The sequence below is a fragment of the Bartonella sp. AP57NXGY genome (assembly GCF_042195805.1).
Classification (GTDB): domain Bacteria; phylum Pseudomonadota; class Alphaproteobacteria; order Rhizobiales; family Rhizobiaceae; genus Bartonella.
Genome location: NZ_JBHIOZ010000005.1, coordinates 26868 through 32867, shown reverse-complemented (window position 1 = coordinate 32867; position 6000 = coordinate 26868). Strand labels below are relative to the sequence as shown.

The window sequence follows — 6000 nt, the reverse complement described above, 5'->3', positions numbered from 1 at the left end:
TTGTTTACCATTAAGGCGAGTGATTGGCGTATTCGCATTCGACAAAAAATGAATACAGCGGATACTGAGGCGAATACTCGCGCTGTTGATTCTCTTTTGAATTTTGAAACGGTCAAATATTTTGGTAATGAAACTCTAGAAGCCGATCGATTTGATGCTTCTATGGTAGGTTATGAAAAAGCCGCAACAAAGATTTGGACATCGTTAAGCTGGCTTAATTTTGGTCAGACTCTTATCTTTGGTATTGGAATGACGATCATGATGCTGATGTCAGCTTATGAAGTTTTTTATAAGACACAAACTTTAGGAGATTTTGTTTTTATTAATGCGCTTTTAATGCAACTTTCCATTCCACTAAATTTTATTGGTTCAATGTATCGTGATATTCGACAAGGTTTAACGGATATTGAAGCAATGTTTGATCTTTTAGATGTTCAGAAGGAGATCGTTGATAAATCGGATGCTAAACCGTTAGAGATAAGCGATGGGACCATTTGTTTTCATCAGGTAAAGTTTTCCTACGATTCGAGACGTCAGATTCTCAGAGATATTGATTTTGAAGTTCCGGGAGGAAAAACAGTCGCTATTGTCGGTCCATCGGGTGCCGGTAAATCTACTATTTCTCGGTTGCTTTTTCGGTTTTATGATGTTGATGCAGGCTCTATCACAATTGATGGGCAGGATATTCGTGACGTAACACAAAAGAGTTTGCGTGAAGCGATTGGCATGGTCCCACAAGATACGGTGTTATTTAATGATACAATTGCCTATAATATTTGCTATGGGCGTCCAAGTGCTACAGATGAAGAGATGCGCAAAGCTGCTGAAATGGCACAAATATCAAAATTTATTGAAATTTTACCGGAAGGTTTTCAGTCTATGGTAGGAGAGCGAGGTCTCAAATTATCAGGTGGTGAAAAACAACGCGTGGCTATTGCACGGACACTTTTAAAAGCTCCTCCACTTCTTATTCTAGATGAAGCAACGGCGGCTCTTGATACGGCGACGGAACAGGAAATTCAACAAGCATTGGATATTGTAAGCCGTGGACGTACAACATTGATTATTGCGCACCGTCTTTCTACTGTTATCAATGCGGATGAAATTTTAGTTCTTAAAAGTGGTCGTATTATTGAAAATGGGACGCATACAGAGCTTTTACGCAAGAAAGGTCTCTATGCTTCAATGTGGAATAAGCAGCTTGAAGCATCGCAAGCAGAAGAAAAATTACGTAAAATGCGTGAAGAAGATGAGACGAGTGTTGTTAATCGTAAAAAATAAATAGAGCAAAATGTAATCTATATCTTTATATGGAGTGATTGATTAAATACATAAAAAGACACAAGAGGAACAAAAAGCTTTGTTGCTTGTTTAAGTTTACGATGAATAGGAAATTATATGAGTATTCTGCAATCTTTCCATAATAGCTTTGTAACGGTTCATAAAGAAGGTTATCCTTTTATTGTAGCGTTTTTTGTTATTTCGCTCATTCTTGGTTGGATATGGAGTCCGTTGTTTTGGTTTGGTCTTGTTCTCACGGTGTGGTGTGTATACTTTTTCCGTGATCCAGATCGTGTGATCCCTTTGAATTCAAATTGGGTTATGTCGCCTGCAGATGGGCGTATTTCATTTGTGGAATCATGTGTTCCACCTGAAGAATTAGGATTAGGGAAAGATGAAATGATCCGTATTTCCATTTTTATGGATGTTTTTTCATGCCATATTAATCGTATTCCTATCAGTGGTACAGTAGAGTCTATCGTTTATCATCCAGGTCGATTTACCAATGCTGACTTTGATAAAGCTAGTCAGTTTAATGAGCGTAATGGGGTGGTAATTGATAGCAAACATGGTAAAATTGGTGTCGTACAAATAGCGGGAATGGTTGCGCGCCGGATTGTTTGCTGGTCAAAAGAAAACGATGCCGTTATGACTGGTGAGCGATTTGGATTGATTCGTTTTGGTTCTCGCCTTGATGTTTATATACCAACTGAAATGAAATTGCGTGTTGCAGTTGGACAGACAGCAATTGCTGGAGAAACAGTTTTGGGTTCTTTTGATGATAAGAGTGCCACAACGGACTTCAGATACGATTAGGACTCACAATGAAAAATTTTTCGCCATTTTCTTCATTCAATCCTGAGGGGCAGCATGATGATGTTGCAAATCGGCGGCGTTCACCTACATCAATGCGGTATGTCATTCCCAATATCATTACTATTTTAGCAATTTGTGCAGGGATGAGCAGCATTCGTTTGGCTTTTGAACATCGCTATGAAGCTGCTATTTTAATGGTGCTTTTGGCCGCAGTTTTAGATGGTGCTGATGGTCGCATTGCCCGTTTAATAGATGGTAGTTCATCTTTTGGGGCACAGATGGATTCTCTTGCTGATGTTATAAATTTTGGTGTTACCCCTGCACTCATTGTTTATTCTTTTATCTTGAATCAAGCGAATCATATTGGGTGGGTTGCTGCCCTTGTTTATTGTGTTGCTTGTTGTTTGCGATTAGCACGTTTTAATGTGATGTTAGATAACCCCAATATACCTAAGTGGCAGAGAAGTTATTTTGTTGGTGTTCCAGCACCAGCAGGAGCATTATTACTTTTATTGCCTACCTATTTAGGCACTCTTGGTTTGGTCCCCAATTGGGGGTGGGCATTATTTTTTAGTCTTTATACTGTAATTATTGCTTTTCTTTTGATTAGTCGTTTACCGGTATGGAATGCAAAAACAATTGATCAAAATTTAAGGCGCGATATCGTTATACCTTGCATGTTGGTCATTGTTATTTATGTCGGTTTTCTTGCGACTTACACATGGGAAACTTTATTGATTACAGCTGTTAGCTATATGATTTTTCTCCCTTGTAGTTTTATCGCTTATAATAAACGTGCTACTTTAGAAGAGAAAAAGGCTGATGCTAAAGCTATCCAAGAATTATAAAGTGCTTCATTCTTCTGTCGAAAAGCACAGGAAAAAGAGAGAGTCAAACGATTTACTTCTCATATGATGATCAATCAGGTACATGATAATCTACAAACCGATTTTTATGGACATTAAAGAGTTTTCCAGTTTCCTTTAAATCAGGTGATAACAAATGGACTATCTTTTTTGCAACCTCTTGTGGTAAAGGAAGAGTTTGTGGATCTTCACCGGGCATAGCTTCAGCGCGCATGGCAGTGCGTGTGGCACCAGGGTTGACACAATTAATCTTAATAGGGGTTTGTTTGAGTTCTTCTGCCCAACAGCGGGCAATCACCTCTAAAGCCGCTTTAGAGGCTGCATAAGCTCCCCAGAAAGGGCGCGCAGCATGCGCAACGCTTGAGGATAACAGGATGGCTCGTCCAGCATCAGATTCACGTAATAAAGGCTCAACGGCTTTCATTAAGCGCCATTGGCTGAAAAGATTTATTTGAAAAACATCTTCAAATACCGTGTTTTCTATATGCGCTATTGGTGAGAGTGTTCCAAGAATTCCTGCGTTTGCAACGATAATATCAAGTTTTTTCCAGCGTTTGGCAATTGAGATAGCAAGGGTATCGATGTTTTCCATATGATGCAAGTCAAGGGGAACAAGGGTTGCATGAGCTCCTTTTTCTCGGATTTGATTATCTAATTCAGTAAGTCCACTGACTGTTCGTGCAAGAGCAATAATATGAGCACCGCGTGCAGCAAGCTCGAGTGCCAAATAATAGCCAATCCCTCTTGATGCGCCAGTAACAAGTGCAACACGCCCATGGAGACTAAAGTCACGTTTTGTCATCATTAATCTCTTGTTTTAAGAACAGATGATTGATGAATTTTGGAGAGATTTTCTTGATCAACCAGATGCGTAGGATAATATCCAGTAAAATAATGGTCAGTAAATTGTGGATCGGCGTTATTCCGTTTTTCCCCTGCTACAGCAAGATATAATCCATCCGTTGAAAGAAATTCTAATGAATCCGCTCCAATAAAATCACACATAGATTTTAAATCTGGATATTGATTTGCTAAAAGGTTTTCAGCTTTAGGTGTATCAATACCATAAAAGTCAGGATAAAAAATCATAGGGCTAGAAATGCGCATATGAACTTCTTTTGCTCCTGCATCGCGAAGCATTCGTACAATTTTAAGGGATGTTGTTCCACGCACAATAGAGTCATCAACCAGAATAACACGTTTTCCTTCAATCACAGGACGGTTTGCCGAATGTTTTAACTTGACGCCAAAAGCGCGAATTTGTTGTGTTGGTTCGATAAAAGTGCGGCCAACATAGTGATTACGAATAATACCAAGCTCGAAGGGAATTCCAATTTCTTGTGCATAGCCAATTGCGGCAGGTGTTCCTCCGTCAGGAACAGGAACTACAACATCACCCTTACAGGGGGCTTCTTGTGCTAAACGAATTCCCATATTTTTACGTGTTGTATAAACACTACGCCCTCCAACGATTGAGTCCGGGCGGGCAAAATAAACATATTCAAATAAACAAAGCTTTTCTGGTGTCTCATTTTCTGGTTTTATAATTTTTTTCGTAATTTCCCCATTTTTTTGTATTTCACATATGATGATTTCTCCATTTTTAACATCACGGACATATTTTGCTCCAATAATATCAAGAGCACAAGTTTCAGAACAAAAGATAGGCTTACCATCAAGTTCCCCCATCACGAGAGGTCTAATTCCTGTTGGATCGCGTGCCGCAATAAGCTTTGTACGTGTGAGCGCTAACATAGCATACCCACCTTCTACTTGCCGAATCGCATCAACAAAACGATCAGAGGACGATTCATAACGTGAGCGAGCGATAAGATGGAGAAAAACTTCTGAATCTGACGTTGATTGACAGATAGCACCAGAAGCGATGAGTTCACGGCGTAATGTGAGACCATTGGTAAGATTACCATTATGCGCAATAGCAATACCTCCAACTTTCAATTCAGCAAAAAGGGGTTGAACATTGCGTAATGCCACTTCTCCAGTTGTTGAATAACGGGTATGTCCAATAGCACGATTTCCTGGTAAGCGCGCAAGTGTTGCAGGGTTTGTATAGTGATCGCCAACAAGACCTAAATGCTTTTCTTGATGAAATATTTTATTATGGTAAGAAACAATCCCAGCTGCTTCTTGCCCACGATGCTGAAGTGCGTGGAGTCCAAGAGCTGTTAATGTTGCGGCATCTTCATGCCCAAGAATACCAAAAACTCCACATTCTTCATGAAGGGTATCATCATCTAATGAAAATTCTTGACAGAAAACATCGCTTTTTATCATCATATTCTTTCAGTTGTGATATGGAGGAATCATTAATATCACATTTTACATCATTTAGTTCTCTTTCCTCATGAAAAACTATTCTCTATTTTTTGAAAATTATCTTTTCATGAGAGTGTTGCTCATACGTAAGTTTATTGCTGTCTTTAAACAAATTTTCCGTCTTTTCGAGAACAGATCCAATATCTTTGGGGAGTATTTCCCAAACTTTTTGTCCCAATGAATCTAAAATAGGCCTTGTTTTTGCATTTTTTAACCAATTCGCTTGAAGCTCGGGTTTAATCAGTGCATTAATCAGCAACATACCGATGACCATGATAAGTAAACCACGAAGTGCTCCAAAAATAAAACCAATAGCACGGTCAAGGATACCAATTCGACTATCAATAATAAAATCAGAGATCTTCATTGTAATAATTGAAGTAATAATGAGAACAATAATAAAAATTGTGACCAATGTTGTGATCAATGCAATCATTTTATTAGAGAGATATTGTTCAAAGAAAGGTAAGACAGGTTTGAATAAAAACAGTGTCGTAACAGCTGCAACTGCCCAAGAAATCAACGATAACACTTCACGTGAAAATCCTCGAAGCATAGCAAGAAAAGCGGAAAACAGGATGATTACTACGACAATTCCATCAAGGATTGTTATGATCATTTGTTTGTTCCTTATACATAAAGTTGTGTTCTTTTAAGTCTGTGTGCAAATATATTTTTTGTTATGCCATTTTTTGTTCTT

6 protein-coding genes are annotated in these 6000 nt (G+C 38.7%); 3 read left to right on the top strand and 3 right to left on the bottom strand.

What is annotated here, in order from left to right; genetic code table 11:
• The 3 genes from ACFIL8_RS01610 to pssA form a co-directional block, all read left to right on the top strand.
• Positions 1-1281: ABCB family ABC transporter ATP-binding protein/permease (locus ACFIL8_RS01610; protein ID WP_375688787.1), on the top strand; the 1281-nt coding region annotated here is incomplete at its 5' end.
• 117 nt (positions 1282-1398) lie between these two features.
• Positions 1399-2097, top strand: coding sequence for a phosphatidylserine decarboxylase (locus ACFIL8_RS01605; RefSeq protein ID WP_375612939.1), 699 nt, complete (start codon positions 1399-1401; stop codon positions 2095-2097).
• A gap of 8 nt (positions 2098-2105) precedes the next feature.
• Entirely contained in the window at positions 2106-2945 is an 840-nt protein-coding gene (gene pssA / locus ACFIL8_RS01600; RefSeq protein ID WP_375611225.1) for a CDP-diacylglycerol--serine O-phosphatidyltransferase, read from the top strand.
• A gap of 70 nt (positions 2946-3015) precedes the next feature.
• Here the strand turns inward: pssA and ACFIL8_RS01595 are convergent, their stop codons facing one another.
• The 3 genes from ACFIL8_RS01595 to ACFIL8_RS01585 form a co-directional block, all read right to left on the bottom strand.
• Positions 3016-3765, bottom strand: coding sequence for an SDR family NAD(P)-dependent oxidoreductase (locus ACFIL8_RS01595; protein ID WP_375613045.1), 750 nt, complete (start codon positions 3763-3765; stop codon positions 3016-3018).
• Positions 3766-3767: 2 nt separating this feature from the next.
• Positions 3768-5261 carry an amidophosphoribosyltransferase gene (gene purF, locus ACFIL8_RS01590; protein WP_375631714.1) on the bottom strand — a complete coding sequence of 498 codons (1494 nt, stop codon included), beginning with the start codon at positions 5259-5261 and terminating at the stop codon, positions 3768-3770.
• 82 nt (positions 5262-5343) lie between these two features.
• Entirely contained in the window at positions 5344-5919 is a 576-nt protein-coding gene (locus tag ACFIL8_RS01585) for a CvpA family protein (RefSeq protein WP_375612938.1), read from the bottom strand.
• Between the last annotated feature and the right edge of the window lie 81 nt (positions 5920-6000).

What these genes read in the sequence shown, in the direction of transcription:
- ACFIL8_RS01585 (WP_375612938.1), bottom strand. Translation starts at nt 5,919, where the DNA reads ATGATCATAACAATCCTTGATGGAATTGTCGTAGTAATCATCCTGTTT.
- pssA (WP_375611225.1), top strand. Translation starts at nt 2,106, where the DNA reads ATGAAAAATTTTTCGCCATTTTCTTCATTCAATCCTGAGGGGCAGCAT.
- ACFIL8_RS01605 (WP_375612939.1), top strand. Translation starts at nt 1,399, where the DNA reads ATGAGTATTCTGCAATCTTTCCATAATAGCTTTGTAACGGTTCATAAA.
- purF (WP_375631714.1), bottom strand. Translation starts at nt 5,261, where the DNA reads ATGATGATAAAAAGCGATGTTTTCTGTCAAGAATTTTCATTAGATGAT.
- ACFIL8_RS01595 (WP_375613045.1), bottom strand. Translation starts at nt 3,765, where the DNA reads ATGACAAAACGTGACTTTAGTCTCCATGGGCGTGTTGCACTTGTTACT.